This window comes from Paraburkholderia tagetis (assembly GCF_022213065.1).
GTDB classification, from domain to species: Bacteria; Pseudomonadota; Gammaproteobacteria; order Burkholderiales; family Burkholderiaceae; genus Paraburkholderia; species Paraburkholderia tagetis.
This window is the reverse complement of the sequence record NZ_JAKLJA010000041.1, coordinates 18,899-32,428: the sequence shown is the minus strand read 5'-3', so window position 1 is coordinate 32,428 and position 13,530 is coordinate 18,899. Positions and strand designations below refer to the sequence as shown.

Sequence of the window (13,530 nt, the reverse complement as noted above, 5' to 3'; positions counted from 1 at the left end):
GCGCTGTGTGTCCGTGCTTTCCGGTTCGCGCTTTTTCCGCTGCGCTCCTCACCCGCCCGAATTTGTCCGAATCCGCCCGCATTTGTTTGCCCGCCCATTCGTCTGCCCGCATTCGTCTGCATTCACAGGCCGCGCCTTCTTCGCTCCCGTTCGCCCATCATGTCCACCCCAGCGCCCGCCCAAGCCAATCCGGACGCCGCTTTCGCCAGCCCGCTCGCCAACGCGACTTCCACGGAGACGCCGCCAGGCCTCGCTGGGCTGTTGCGCACGCTTCTGCGCAGCCTTGGCCAGATCGTCCTGCAACGGCATGCCGGCACCGGCGCCTGCCTGCTTGCAGCGCTCGCGCTGTGCGACGGGTGGCTCGCGTGCGCGGCGGTAGTCGGCGCGACGACGGCCAATGTCTGTGCGCGGCTGGTCCGCGAGCCGCGCGCGACGATCCACGACGGCCTCGTGGGCTTCAATGGCGCGCTCGCCGGGCTTGCGGCGCTCACCTTCGCGGGCGACACCGTCACGGCGGCCATCCTCGCGGTGCTTGCGGCGGCCGCCACCGCGTGGATAGGCGCGCCGCTCTCGCGGTGGCTGCGCCGCGTGGGCCTCTCCGTCTATTCGACGCCCTGCCTCATCGCGACCTGGGCGTGGATGGCCTTGGACGCCGGCGGCGCGCGCACCACTGCGGCGAGCGCGCTTGCGTCGGCCCACGTGGCACGGCCCTGGCTCGACGCTGCGGCGGGTGTATTGAGCGGCGTCGCGCAAACCACGTTCGCCACGGGCGCGCTCCCGGGCCTCGTGATGCTCGCGGGCCTCGCCTGGTCGTCGCGCCAGGCCGCAGCCTGTGCGCTCGGCGGCGCGGCGCTCGCGAGCACCATCGAATATGCCTTCGGCGCGCCGCCCGCGAGCTTCGCGGCGGGCCTCTGCGGCTTCAATGGTGCGCTCGCGGCCCTTGCCGCCAGCGCGCTCGGCCCGCGCGCCGCAATCTGTGCGACCATGCTTGCCGCAGCGCTGCATCTGGCCGCCGTGCGTCTGGGCCTGCCCGTCATGACCGCGCCGTTCGCGCTCGCCGGGTGGACCGTTCACGGCGCCTCGCGCCTGTTCACGCCGGGCTCGCAGCGCTCGCGCGCGGAACCCGCAACCGGCGAGGCGCACGGAACGGGCGCCAATGCCGCGCCCGGCGTGCTGCCTGATGAAGCGGGCCTGCCCGTCGCGCAGCTAATCGGATCATTAACCGGGGCGCAAACGGAAGCGCCAATCGGTGCGCCAATCGAAGCGCCAATCGGAAGACCAATCGGTGCGCCAATAGAGCCGCAACCCGGGCAGCAAGCCAGGCTGTAAATCGAGCCGCGCGCCCGCCCTACCGTTCGCAGAAGGAGCCGTCCATGTCATTTGCCCATCGCCCGACCAGCGTCACAGACGACGCCGCGCCGCCCTCCGCCGAGGAGCAGCAACTGCGCGTGGACCTTGCTGCCGCCTACCGGCTCATCGCGCTCTACGGCTGGGACGACCTGATCTACACGCATGTCTCGGCCGCCGTGCCCGGCGAGCCCGGCCGCTTCCTGATCAACCCGTTCGGCCTCGCCTTCGACGAGGTGTGCGCCTCGAATCTCGTGAAGATCGACACCGAAGGGCGCATCGTCGGCAAGAGCGAACATCCGGTCAACGCGACCGGCTTCGCGCTACACGCGGCCGTGCATCTCGCGCGCCCCGACGCCGTGTGCGTGATGCATCTGCACAATACGGCGGGCATTGCGGTCTCGATCCAGCGCGACGGACTGTTGCCCGCCTCGCAGCATGCACTGCGTTTCTACGGCCAGCTCGGCTGGCACGACTACGAGGGCCTCGCCTTCTCGCCCGCGGAAGGCACGCGCCTCACCGCGAGCCTGGGCGCGCATCCCGCGATGCTGCTGCGCAACCACGGCACCCTCACCACGGGCCGCACGATCGCCGAGGCGTGGGTACTCATGGCAACGCTCATCAAGGCCTGCGAAATCCAGTTGCAGGCCCAGGCCGGCGGCGTGCCGCTCGTGCTGCCGACGCCCGAGGTCTGCGCGCATACAGCCGAGCAACTGCGCGACGGCGGCGCGATCGAGGGCGTGCTCGAATGGCCCGCGTTGCTGCGCAAGCTCGACCGCATCGATACTTCATATCGTGATTGATTGCGACTGAATCCGTTTCACCTATCCACTGCAAACAAGGAGATCCGTATGCCGACTTTCCACATCGAGATGTTCGAGGGCCGCAGCGTCGAGAAAAAGCGCGAGCTGGCCGCCGCGCTCACCGAAACCACCTGCAAGGTACTGGGTGTGGATGCCCAATCCGTCGACATCATCTTCACCGACGTCAAGACCCAGGATTGGGCGACGGGCGGCAAGCTGTGGAGCGATCCGCGCTGAGCCCGACCCGCCATTAGATCGTTATCCTGATGATCTATCGCGAGGCTGTATGGCGGTTTTAGTACGGCTTGAATACGGCTCTAATGCCGCCTGCTTCGACAGCATGCTCCGCCAGACGCCGCACAGCCTCGCACCCGCCCCGCCCCGCCGAGCCGAGCCGATTCGAAACCTCGCATCTTCGCACCTGGGCGAATTGACGCACCGCACACGCCAGCACCGCGGATCGCACTCGATCGCACTCGATTTGACGCAAATTGACGCAGCGCGCGCCCCCAAGCGCCGAATCAACTTCCAGCGAATCCTTAATCTAAACTGCCCTGCATCAACGATTTAGCGCAGGATTTAGTCGCTTAACGATTGACAGCTGCGACACGCTGGCGCACGTCGCAGCGCAGCAAAACGCGCCCTGTTCCCCTACGCTTACGTCCATTCGCACGACGCATCGCGCGCGGCGCCTCCGGCCTGTTCATCGCCGGGCGCTTTCCCGCCAGGCCTCGCGCGATAGCGCTTTCCGCTACGCAAGCACACAGTAGGCACGCACATGCAATCGTCCATCCCCGCGTTACAGACGCTGTCGTCACTCTCCGCATTCGATCTGGCGCGGCTGCAATTCGCCTTCACCGTCTCCTTTCACATCGTCTTTCCGGCGCTCTCCATCGGCCTCGCGAGCTTCATCGCCGTGCTCGAAGCCTGCTGGCTCAAGACGCGCAAACCGTTCTACAAGGACCTGTGCCTGTTCTGGTCGAAGATTTTCGCCGTGGCCTTCGGCATGGGCGTGGTCTCCGGCGTGGTCATAAGCTATGAGTTCGGCACCAACTGGGCGGGCTTCTCCTCGTTCGCGGGCCCTATCACTGGACCGCTTCTCATGTACGAGGTGATGACCGCGTTCTTTCTCGAAGCGGGCTTTCTCGGCATCATGCTGTTCGGCTGGAACCGCGTGAGCCCGCGCGCGCACTTCGGCGCGACGCTGATGGTGGCTATCGGCACGCTCATCTCCACGTTCTGGATTCTCGCTTCGAATAGCTGGATGCAGACGCCGCAAGGCTTCAAGATCGTGGACGGCCACGTCGTGCCCACCGACTGGTTCAAGATCATCTTCAACCCCTCGTTCCCGTACCGCCTCGCGCACATGGCGATTGCCGCGTTCATCGTGGCCGCGCTCGTGGTGGCCGCAACCGGTGCGTGGCACCTGCTCAAGGGCCGGCGCGACGCGGCAGTGAAGAAGATGTTCGCCATGGCGCTCGGCCTCCTGCTCGTGCTCGCGCCGGTGCAGGCCATCGTGGGCGACGCGCACGGCCTGAACACGCGCGAATACCAACCCGCCAAGATCGCCGCGATCGAAGGCATCTGGGACACCGAGCAGGGCGGCACCGCGCTCAATCTGTTCGGCATTCCCGACATGCAGGCGGAAACCACGCGCTTCGCCGTGAAGATTCCGCATCTGGGCAGCCTGATCCTCACGCATAGCTGGGACGGCGAGATCAAGGGGCTCAAGTCGTTCCCGCCCGCCGAGCGCCCGAACTCGACGCTGCTGTTCTGGACCTTCCGCGTGATGGTTGGATTAGGCATCCTGATGATCGTGCTGGGCGCCTCGGGCTGGTGGCTTCGCAAGCGCGGCACGCTCTATGAATCGCGCACGTTCCAGCGCTTCGCGCTGGCGATGGGCCCCACCGGTTTCATCACGCTGCTCGCGGGCTGGATCACGACCGAAGCGGGCCGCCAGCCCTGGGTGGTCTACGGCGTGATGCGCACCTCGCAAGCGGTCTCGCCGCTCACGGCGCAACAGGTGGGCGTCTCGCTGATGGCCTTTATCGTCGTGTACTTCCTCGTATTCGGCACGGGCATCTACTACATGCTCAAGCTCATGCGCACCGGCCCGGCACTGCCCGGCGCCATGTCCGACACGCAGCCGCCTGCAACCCGACCCCGCGGGCTTTCGAATCCGCAGCACGGTTTGCCAGTCAGGTCCGGCGATGGGGCGCGGCTCGCGCCTGCCGCGCTCGCCGCGAGTCAATCCGCGAGCGCATCCGAACGACGCGCAAGGTCCGCTGCCGATCAGTTGATCGACGCCTGACACAGCGAACCGCTGCGGCCTGCACAAACCGCTGCGAACCGCACGAACCGCATTCGAAAACGAGGCAATACAAACATGGACGTCACCGTCATCTGGGCCGCGATCATCGCGCTCGGCCTTTTACTCTACGTGGTGCTGGACGGCTTCGATCTGGGCATCGGCATCGTGTTTCCGCTCTTTCCCGACGAAGAGGAACGCGACCTCATGATGAACACGGTCGCGCCCGTCTGGGACGGCAACGAGACCTGGCTCGTGCTGGGCGGCGCGGGGCTCTTCGCCGTATTTCCCATCGTCTATTCGACGGTGCTCTCGGCGCTCTATCTGCCGCTCGTGTTCATGCTCGTGTGCCTGATTTTCCGCGGCGTCGCCTTCGAGATCCGCGCGAAGGCCAACCGCACGAAGCATCTGTGGGATCTCGCGTTCATCGGCGGGTCGACGGGCGCGGCGTTTTTCCAGGGCATCGCGCTGGGCGCCTTCCTGCAAGGCATTCCGATGGCCGACGGGCGCTTCGCCGGCGATGCCTTCGGCTGGCTCACGCCGTTCAGCCTGCTCTCGGGCTTCGGGCTCGTGGCGACCTATGCGCTGCTCGGCAGTTGCTGGCTCGTCGCCAAGACCGAAGGCGATCTGCAGCGCCGCCTGCACAAGCTCGTGTGGCCGCTCACGGTCATGCTGCTCGGCTTCATCGCGCTCGTTAGCGCGTGGACGCCGCTGCAAGACCCGCTCATCGCGCAACGCTGGTTCGGCTCGGGGCTGTTCTGGCGGCTCGCGCCGGTGCCGCTGCTCGTGCTCGCGTGCGCCGTGTGGATGCGCTGGGCCGTGCAATCGCGCCATCACAAGACGCCGTTCGCGGCCGCGCTCGCGCTCGTGCTGCTCGGCTACGTGGGGCTGCTCGTGAGCCTGTGGCCCTATGCGATCCCGCAACAACTCACGCTCTGGCAAGCGGCCGCACCGCGCGAAAGCCAGACCTTCACGCTGGTTGGTGCGTCGTTCATCCTGCCCATCATCGTCGCGTACACAGCGATGAGCTACTGGGTCTTCCGAGGCAAGCTCCGTCATGGCGACACCCATCACTACCACTAAGACCGGCGCCGCCGCAGCGCGCAGCGAGCGCGCCTCGCGCGGCAACCACACGCTGCCCGGCTGGCTCTGGTTCGTGCTGCTCTGGTGCGGCGGCGTGGGCGCCGCTGTCGCGCTCGGCTTCGCGTTCAGGGTCTTCATGAACCTCACGCTCTTCGCGGTCAAATAAAGGCGCCTCCGTGCGCGGCCTTCACCCGATTCACCAGATACCCGGCACGAACCGATACCTCACCCGCTCCAGATACGCGCTGTAGCCCGGCAACTCCGCGGCGAGCGCGCGTTCCTCCCGCACGGCGCGCCAGCCGATTCCCGCCACCATCAACGGCACGCATGCAAGGCCCTACCACGAGCCGAGCATGAGCGGCGTGCCCGCCAGCAGCGGAATCGCAAACGCATACATGGGATGGCGCACGTAGGCGTATGGCCCGCTATCCGTGACCGTGTGGCCGCGCTCGCGCTGGATCTTCACCACGGGCGCCGCGTAGCGGTTGGCCGCGAACACCGCGCGCGTGGCGTACAGGCTGACGAAGATTCCCACCGCCCCGCACACGCCGAGCCAGAACGGCACATGCGACCAGTGAAAGCGCATGGCATCGATACCCATGAGGACCAGCCACGCGCACCAGCACACCGAGACCGCCATCATGAAGATGCGGTCCCAATGCGCCTGTCCGCGCTGCGCGAATGGCGCGAGGCGCTCGGCAAGCAAACCCGGGTCGGTGCGCGCGAGCCACAGGCCGATCCAGGCGCCCAACACGGCCCATTCGAGCAGCCAGAGCCAGGCCGCGCCCCACGCCAGCGTGCCCGCCCCGACGAACACCAGTGCGCCCTGCAACACCAGCCAGATGAACGTCTGCGTGAACAGGCGCTTGACGAGAGATTGGTCCACCATGCCCTCCTGCGCGACCGGAGCGAGTGCTTCAGCGAATAGCGCCCCGTCCTTGCACGCGCGCAAACAGCGCGTCCATGTCGAAACTCGTTGTATCGAGGTTAAAGCGCTCGTTCAGGCAGCGCGCAAGTTCCTCTGCACTCCCGATCATATGCACCGTCGCGCACTGCCCCGTGGCGTCGCGCTCCGAATGGCGGTCGTTGAAGAGAATGGCGCGGCTGTCTTCGCGCGCGATGCAGACAATCAGGCTCTCCCTGAAGAACGATTGCGGCGATGCCGACGTGTACCAGTTCGCCATTTCGTAATCGACCCATTGCGCGGGAGCGTCGTCGAAGCGATAGACGTCGACCCAAGCATTGCCGTCGTACTGCTCGAGCTTCCACTCGCGATCGCCAAGCGGCGTGAGCCGCGCGGGCTCGAGCAGCGTCTCCTGCGCGCCGCGCTCGGCGAATGCCAGCGGCGCGCACAGCGATGCGCTGCCGAAGCCCACATCGGCGAGCCAGTCCGCGCCGTCCACATGCACGCGCAGCAGCATGTGCGTGCGCGGCGTGATCGCGCCTTCCGGGCGGCCGAAGAGCACGCGCGCAGCCAGCGGCTCGATATGAAAACCCAGTTTCATGAGTGCGTGCGCAAGCACCGTGTTGTGCTCGAAGCAGTAGCCGCCGCGCCGCGATGCCACGAGCTTGGCGAACGCGTCGGGCAGCGCGACCGACACGGGCCGCGCGGCAAACGGATCGAGATTCTCGAAAGCAATCGCACGCGGATGCAGGCGATGCAGCGCACGCAGCACGTCGAGCGACGCTTTGCGCTCTCCGTTGTAACCGATGCGTGCGAAATAACGATCGAGGTCGAACTGGAAATCGAGGTCGGACATGGAGGCGACTCGCTCTGCGAAGGAATCGAAGAGGCCCATTATATGGCTCGTCGACTACGCGCGTTTGCAACGCACCGCTGCTCGTGCCACGCTGGCTGCCTACCCGCGCGGACGCCGCACCGAAAGATCCTGAACCATCTGTTGTACGAAGTAATCGCAGGTCGCCCGGTTCGATTTCACGCTGCGCGCCACGATGATATCGAGCGGCTCGATCTTCGGCAGCCCCTGTGCCTCGCCGAGGATCTCGAAGCGCGGCGGCACACTGCAGCGCGTGAGCGCCACCACCGCGATGCCCGCCTCCACCGTCGCCATCAGCCCCATCAGGCTTGCACTGCTATAGGCCGCGCGATAGCGAATGCGCGCCGCATCGAGCGCGGCCACCGTATGCGCGCGCGCCACGCTGCCGTGCTCGTAGAGGCCCACCGGCAGCGGTGACATCGCGAGCGGCGCCGGATCGTCAGGCGAACCCACCCACACCATGTCCTCGCTGCGCACGAATTCGCCGCGCATCTTCTTGTCGCGCGTGACGAACGCGACGTCGATCTTGTTGTCGGCCAGCATCGGCCCGAGCGCCACGCTCTGCGCGCATACGATCTCGATCTCCACATGCGGATAGAGCATCGAAAACCGCCTGAGCACCGGCGAAAGCAGCGCGGCCATGTAGTCGTCGGGCGCGCCCAGCACCACGCGGCCCGTCACCTCGGGCCGCACCAGCGCCGACCACGCCTCCTCCTGCAAATCGAGCGCGCGCCGCGCATATTCCAGCAGCGTGCTGCCGGGCCGCGTGAGCGCAAGATTGCGCGTGTCGCGCGTGAACAGCGTGGTGCCGAGCATCTGCTCCAGCCGCTTGATCTGCATGCTGACCGCCGCCTGCGAGCGATGCACGGTCACGGCCGCCTTCGTGAAGCTGCCCGCGTCCGCGACGGCCGCGAAAGTGCGCAACAGGTCGAGATCGAACTCGGGGTTCATGATTCATAAGTCACGTTGATGGAATTCTTCAATTTAATTCGTTTGCCGATACCCCGCAACTGACGAATACTGACCCGGTTTTCAACGGGCTTTCCATCCACGAACTCTATCCATGCAATCCGGACTCCATACCGGCCGCCGTGAAGGCGTCGTCATGCTCGCGGGCGGCGGGCTCCTGATGGGCACGATCGGCATCTTCGTCGAAGAGGCGCGCCTCGGCGCGCTCACGCTCGTGTTCTTCCGCTGCTTCTTCGGCATGCTCGCGCTCGCCGCGTATTGCGCGTGGAAGGGCTGGCTCGCCCCCAGCCAGATCAAGCGCCAGTTCACGCGCCGCACGTTCGCGCTCGCGTTCGTCTCGGGCGTGCTGATGGTCACGCAATGGGTGGGCTTCTTCGATTCGATTCATCGCACGAGCATCGCGGTCTCGACGGTCGTGTTTCATGTGCAGCCGTTCTGGGTCGTGTTGATGGGCGCGGCGCTCTTTCACGAGCGGCTGGGCGCCGACCGGCTCGGCTGGATCGCGATCGCCTTCGCGGGCCTCGTGCTCGCCTCGGGCGTGCTCGCGGAAAGCCATGTCGCCGACCATCCGCGCTATCTGATCGGCCTCGCCGAAGCGCTGGGCGGCTCCGTGCTCTATGCGAGCGTCACGCTGATCGCGAAGAGCCTGCGCGACTTCCGCCCGCACCTGCTCACGCTCACGCAGTGCGCAGTGGGGACGATCTGCCTGCCGCTCATCGCGCCCTTCGTTGCGCCGCTCGAATTCGCACATATCGCGCCGGCGCAGTGGGGCTGGCTCGTCGGCATGGGCGTGCTGCACACCGGGCTTTCCTATGTGCTGATCTACGGCGCGCTGCCCAAGCTCACCACGCCCGTGATCGCCGTGCTGTTGTTCGTCTATCCGCTCACGGCGATTGCCGTCGACGCCATCGTCTATGGTCGTGCGCTGAGCACGCCGCAACTCGCGGGCATGGTGCTGATCGTGCTGGCGAGCCTCGGCGTGAATCTCGGCTGGCGCCTGTTGCCGCCGGGGCTCGTGCTCAGGCGGCGCTGAAGCGCGCCGCCTGGGGTCATGAAAAAGCGATTCGAAACGCGCTTCAGGTGGGCAGCGTCTCGCCCCTGGTTTCCGGTGCGAACGGAATGATCAGCAGCCCGAGCACGAAGACGAGCGCCGTGAGCGCGACCGGCACGCCCAGGGTATGCATATGCAACACGGCGGCGCCCAGCAGGAAGTTCACGCCCGCGCCCACGAAACGCCCGAACGAGGTGCAGAACGCGAACGCCGTCGCCCGCACGCGCGTCTCGAACTGCTCGGGCAGCCACAGGCTGAAGAGCGCGAAGTTGCCGCCGAAGAAGCCCAGCACGAACAGGAGTGCGATGAAGGGCACGAGTCCGTTCTCGAGGTAGAAGGCCCAGCCGAAGCTCGCCGCAATCGTGACGGCCATGCCCGCGAAATAGACCGCGAGCGTCCACTTGCGCCCAATGCGCTCGGCCATCGGCGGCAGCGCGAGACAGCCGAGAATCGTGCCGATGGAGAGAATGCCGGTAGCGATGGAAGCCGTGCGGATGGCCTCGGCCTTGCTCGCACCCGCGCGCGTCGCGAGCTGGATCACGGCGGAAGGCTCGTACACGGCGCCCGCCCACAAGCCGATGATCGCGATGGTCAGAAGCGCGCACGCCACCACGGTGCGAACGCGGTAAACGCTGCCGAAGATCTCGCGCAGCGGGTGGCCGCGATGGACGTGGCTGGCTTCCGAGCGCTTCCATGTCTGCGGCTCTTCCACACGCGTGAGCACGAGAATGGCCACGACAACGGGAACGGCGCCCATGAGGAACATCGCGCGCCAGCCGAAGTGCACGCCCACCGTGTAATTGAGCGCCGCAGCGATGAAGAAGCCCGCGTAATAGCCCGTCTGCAAATAGCCCGCGCCCATCTTGCGGCGATCCTCGGGCCACGACTCGGCCACGTAGGTGCCCGCCAGCGCCCATTCGCCGCCGATGCCCACGCCCGCGAGAAAGCGGTAAATGCCGAGCGCCCACACGCTCTGCGCGGTGGCCGAGAGCCCCGTGAAGATCGCGAACATGAAAATCGTGCCCGCCAGCACGCGCGTGCGGCCGAAGCGGTCGGCCATCGGTCCCCAGATGAACGACAACCCCCATCCCACCAGAAAGAGCGCGAACAGGATCGAGCCTGCGAGACCGATGTTCGCGGGCGTCGCCGCATAACCCGAGCGCGGCAGCAACTCGGTGAGCGCCGGCGTGAGCACGAGCGCGTAGATGAACGAGTCCATGCCGTCGAGCGTCCAGCCGGCCCAGGCGCCCCAGAAACCCACGATCTGCGAACGGTTGAGCGGTGTCTTCTGGGCACGCTGCGCGGCCCCGGTGATCGAATTCATATGCTCCTCTCTCCTGTCGATCCAGAGTTGGCGCTTGAGCGGTCGCCTACTCTGGTCTGGTCCCATGCAAAGCTGTGATCCCTCGCGCGCCGAAGCGGCGCCACGCGGGTACGGAACGCGAACCGGACTTGCGCCGGCTGTCTCAAACTCCCCTGCTTCAAGCTCCCCTGCCTCAAACTCCCTTCTGATCCTTTGCAGCGCCCTCCGGAATACCATGAGGTATTTGCGAACCTCCGCTTCTTGCGCTGCCCGCCTGCCGGTTTTTTGCCATGCGGTTTGCAGCGGAATCTCATCCCACATCTCGGGTTTTCGAGGCTTTCAAAGTCATCGTTTTATATATAATATTTGATCTCATGAGCCACGCAACGAATGGTTTTCCCCTGGAAGGCAGCGTCACGGACGCTGCACAGCCCGCCCCGCAAGGGTTGCCGGGCCTGCCGGCCGCTGCGGCGCCGCGCACCAGCACGTCGCGCATGATCGCGGACGCCTTGCGCACCGCCATCGTCGAGGGCACGCTCGCGCCCGACGCGCCGCTGCGCCAGGACGCGATCGCGCGTCACTTCTCGGTGAGCGCGATTCCCGTGCGCGAGGCGCTGCGCCAGCTCGCGAGCGAAGGCTGGGCGAGGATCGAGGTCAACAAGGGCGCGTGTGTCGCCTCGCTTTCGCGCGACGAAGCGCGCGAGATCTACGAGATCCGCTCGGCGCTCGAGAGCCTCGCGCTCGGCCTCGCGATTCCGAATCACACGGAGCAGACGCTGCGCGAAGTAAAGGCACTGGCCGCCGCCGCGTCGCGCGAGCGCGACCCTTCGCTGTACGTGGCGCGCAACGAGGCCTTCCACATGAGCCTCTATGCCCCCGCCGGCCGTCCGCAACTGATGGAGATGCTCACCACGCTGCATCAGCGCGGCGAGCGTTATCTGCGCCTGAAATTCGGCTTTCCCGCCTACAAGGGCGAATCCGATGCCGAGCACACCGAGATCCTCGCCGCTGTGCAGCGGCGCGACATCCCCGCCGCGCAGACGCTCGTGGCCGCGCACCTGCTGGGCACGGGCGAATTGATCTACCGTTTCCTGACCGAGCGCGCCGCGGCGCAACCCGCCGCAAAAAAACGGCGCGCCAGCCGCGCTCCCGCCTCTCCCGCAACACCCCGCTCACGGAGCCGAACTCCCGATGAAGCCTCAAGCTGAAACGCCTACTTCGCCCGACCTCGCCAACCCGGCGCAGCGCTCGTGGACCACGCGCCGCGACGAAAAGGCCCGCCGCCTCGCCGCCATTGCCGGCTGGCTCGAAGACGGCATCCTGCCCGCTGCGCGCACGACCGAAGCGCTGGAGTTGCTGATTCGCCCTGGCGACCGCGTCGCTCTCGAAGGCGACAACCAGAAGCAGGCCGACTTTCTCTCGCGCTCGCTCGCCAAAGCCGATCCTGCGAAGCTCAACAACGTTCATCTGCTGATTTCGAGCATCAGCCGCCCGGAACATCTGACGCTGTTCGAGCGCGGCATCGCGCACCGCGTGGACTTCTCGTTCGCAGGTCCGCAAAGCCTGCGCGTCGCGCAACTGCTCGAAGACGGCCGACTCGAAGTGGGCGCGATCCACACCTACGTGGAGCTCTACGCGCGCATGTTCGTCGACCTGATTCCGCAGGTCGCGCTGCTGTGCGCGGAAAAAGCCGATCGACACGGCAATCTCTACACAGGCCCGAACACCGAGGACACGCCCACGATTGCCGAAGCCGCCGCGTTCAGTCAGGGCATCGTGATCGTTCAGGTCAACGAAATTGTCGATGAGCTGCCGCGCGTGGACATTCCCGGCTCGTGGGTGGACGTGGTCGTGCAGGCCGACCGGCCCTTCGCGGTCGAGCCGCTCTTCACGCGCGATCCGCGCCATATCGGCGACCTGCAGGTGCTCACCGCGATGATGACCATCAAGGGCATCTACGCGCCGTACAACATCACCTCGCTCAATCACGGCATCGGTTTCGATACCGCGGCCATCGAATTGCTGCTGCCCACTTACGGCGCATCGCTCGGCCTCAAGGGCAAGATCTGCCGCAACTGGACGCTCAATCCGCATCCCACGCTGATTCCCGCCATCGAGTCGGGCTGGGTCGACAGCGTGCATTGCTTCGGCAGCGAAGTGGGCATGGAAGCGTATGTCGCCGCGCGCCCCGACGTCTTCTTCACCGGCAGCGACGGCAGCCTGCGCTCGAACCGTGTGCTGTGCCAGCTCGCGGGCCAGTACGGCGTGGACCTCTTTATCGGCTCGACGCTGCAGATCGACGCCGACGCGAACTCGTCCACCGTCACGCGCGGACGGCTTGCGGGCTTCGGCGGCGCACCGAACATGGGCCACGACCCGCGCGGGCGCCGCCACGCGAGCGACGCGTGGCTCAAGCTGCTCAAGGCGAGCGGCCCGCAACCGTCGATCGGGCGCGGCCACAAGCTGGTCGTGCAGCTCGTGGAAACGTGGAAGAAAGGCGGCGAGCCCACCTTTGTGGACGAACTCGATGCCATCGCCGTGGGCGAAAAGAGCGGCATGCCCATCGCTCCGGTGATGATCTACGGCGACGACGTGAGCCATGTGGTAACCGAGGAAGGCATCGCGCACCTGCATCGCGCGCAAGGCGTCGACGAACGGCGTGCCGCGCTCGCGGCGGTCGCGGGCGTGACGCCCATCGGCTTGCGCGCGCAGCCGCAGAAAACCGAAGAACTGCGCCGCCGCGGCATCGTTCAGTTCCCGGAAGATCTCGACATCCGCCGCGGCGACGCGAAACGCTCGCTGCTCGCGGCGCGCAGCATCGACGATCTCGTGACGTGGTCGGGCGGGCTCTATACGCCGCCCGCGCGCTTCCGTAGCTGGTAAGCGCG

General features: G+C 66.4%; 12 protein-coding genes and 1 pseudogene. 9 read left to right on the top strand and 4 right to left on the bottom strand.

Features of this window, described 5'->3' with window-relative positions:
* Positions 1 to 159: 159 nt before the first annotated feature.
* The 6 genes from L5014_RS31150 (at position 160) to L5014_RS31125 (ending at position 5,707) form a co-directional block, all read left to right on the top strand.
* On the top strand, positions 160 to 1,329 hold the full coding sequence (locus tag L5014_RS31150) for an urea transporter (RefSeq protein ID WP_238467648.1): 1,170 nt from the start codon (positions 160 to 162) through the stop codon (positions 1,327 to 1,329).
* 44 nt (positions 1,330 to 1,373) lie between these two features.
* Positions 1,374 to 2,150 carry a class II aldolase/adducin family protein gene (locus L5014_RS31145; protein ID WP_238467647.1) on the top strand — a complete coding sequence of 259 codons (777 nt, stop codon included), beginning with the start codon at positions 1,374 to 1,376 and terminating at the stop codon, positions 2,148 to 2,150.
* 48 nt (positions 2,151 to 2,198) lie between these two features.
* Positions 2,199 to 2,387 carry a 4-oxalocrotonate tautomerase gene (locus tag L5014_RS31140; protein WP_213304534.1) on the top strand — a complete coding sequence of 63 codons (189 nt, stop codon included), beginning with the start codon at positions 2,199 to 2,201 and terminating at the stop codon, positions 2,385 to 2,387.
* 541 nt (positions 2,388 to 2,928) lie between these two features.
* Positions 2,929 to 4,461, top strand: coding sequence for a cytochrome ubiquinol oxidase subunit I (locus tag L5014_RS31135; protein WP_238467646.1), 1,533 nt, complete (start codon positions 2,929 to 2,931; stop codon positions 4,459 to 4,461).
* A 75-nt stretch (positions 4,462 to 4,536) separates the two neighbouring features.
* Positions 4,537 to 5,541 (top strand): cytochrome d ubiquinol oxidase subunit II, encoded by a 1,005-nt coding sequence (cydB, locus tag L5014_RS31130; RefSeq protein ID WP_238467645.1) that lies wholly within the window; start codon positions 4,537 to 4,539, stop codon positions 5,539 to 5,541.
* Positions 5,516 to 5,707 carry a hypothetical protein gene (locus L5014_RS31125; RefSeq protein ID WP_238467644.1) on the top strand — a complete coding sequence of 64 codons (192 nt, stop codon included), beginning with the start codon at positions 5,516 to 5,518 and terminating at the stop codon, positions 5,705 to 5,707. The genes cydB and L5014_RS31125 overlap by 26 nt, the downstream gene beginning before the upstream one ends.
* Positions 5,708 to 5,737: 30 nt before the next feature.
* On the opposite strand, the pseudogene L5014_RS31120 reads toward L5014_RS31125, so the two are convergent.
* The 3 genes and pseudogenes from L5014_RS31120 to L5014_RS31110 form a co-directional block, all read right to left on the bottom strand.
* A pseudogene (locus tag L5014_RS31120) lies at positions 5,738 to 6,430 on the bottom strand (methyltransferase family protein).
* Between the two features lie 28 nt (positions 6,431 to 6,458).
* Positions 6,459 to 7,301, bottom strand: coding sequence for an arylamine N-acetyltransferase family protein (locus L5014_RS31115; RefSeq protein WP_238467643.1), 843 nt, complete (start codon positions 7,299 to 7,301; stop codon positions 6,459 to 6,461).
* 99 nt (positions 7,302 to 7,400) lie between these two features.
* Positions 7,401 to 8,270, bottom strand: a complete 870-nt coding sequence (locus tag L5014_RS31110; RefSeq protein ID WP_238467642.1) for a LysR family transcriptional regulator — start codon at positions 8,268 to 8,270, stop codon at positions 7,401 to 7,403.
* 112 nt (positions 8,271 to 8,382) lie between these two features.
* On the opposite strand from L5014_RS31110, the gene L5014_RS31105 reads away from it, so the two are divergent.
* Complete coding sequence (locus tag L5014_RS31105; protein WP_238467641.1) at positions 8,383 to 9,321, top strand: DMT family transporter; 939 nt, start codon at positions 8,383 to 8,385, stop codon at positions 9,319 to 9,321.
* A 43-nt stretch (positions 9,322 to 9,364) separates the two neighbouring features.
* Here the strand turns inward: L5014_RS31105 and L5014_RS31100 are convergent, their stop codons facing one another.
* Positions 9,365 to 10,663, bottom strand: coding sequence for an MFS transporter (locus tag L5014_RS31100; protein ID WP_238467640.1), 1,299 nt, complete (start codon positions 10,661 to 10,663; stop codon positions 9,365 to 9,367).
* A 353-nt stretch (positions 10,664 to 11,016) separates the two neighbouring features.
* On the opposite strand from L5014_RS31100, the gene L5014_RS31095 reads away from it, so the two are divergent.
* On the top strand, positions 11,017 to 11,850 hold the full coding sequence (locus tag L5014_RS31095; RefSeq protein ID WP_238467639.1) for a GntR family transcriptional regulator: 834 nt from the start codon (positions 11,017 to 11,019) through the stop codon (positions 11,848 to 11,850).
* Positions 11,834 to 13,525, top strand: a complete 1,692-nt coding sequence (gene mdcA, locus L5014_RS31090) for a malonate decarboxylase subunit alpha (RefSeq protein ID WP_238467638.1) — start codon at positions 11,834 to 11,836, stop codon at positions 13,523 to 13,525. Before L5014_RS31095 ends, mdcA begins: the two co-directional genes overlap by 17 nt.
* Positions 13,526 to 13,530: the final 5 nt, after the last annotated feature.